The sequence below is a fragment of the Methylobacterium sp. J-070 genome, from assembly GCF_022829385.1.
GTDB lineage: Bacteria > Pseudomonadota > Alphaproteobacteria > Rhizobiales > Beijerinckiaceae > Methylobacterium.
The window spans coordinates 1-362 of the sequence record NZ_JAKSXX010000047.1; the positions used below are offsets into that span (position 1 = coordinate 1).

The window sequence follows — 362 nt, forward strand, 5'->3', positions numbered from 1 at the left end:
GGCTGCGACCGGTCGCCGTCGCCAACGCCGGCCCGACGGGGGCTGGGGTGCAGGAACCGAGCGCAGCCGTGTCGCGCAGCGGTGAGGTGGCCGGGCGGATCTCGACCGGCGCCGGCCAGAGCAACCTGCTGGCGCTGAACGCCACCATCGAGGCCGCGCGGGCGGGGGGAGCGGGAGGCGGCTTCGCGGTGGTGGCGTCCGAGGTGAAGGCGCTCGCTGAGCAGGCCGCCAAGGCGACCGGGGAGATCGCTAGCCAGATCGGTCAGATCCAGACCTCGACGCGGCAGGCGGTCGGCGGGATCATCGGCTTGGTCTCGGCCGCTGCCACTGAGCTGCAGGCCACGGCCGGATCGATGTCGGCG

Annotated in this window: 1 protein-coding gene; it reads left to right on the forward strand. The window is 74.3% G+C overall.

All coding sequences use genetic code 11. The annotated features are described in order from the left end of the window. The coding region (locus MKL01_RS02680) for a methyl-accepting chemotaxis protein (RefSeq protein ID WP_243903693.1) at window positions 1-362 on the forward strand (362 nt) is incomplete at both ends.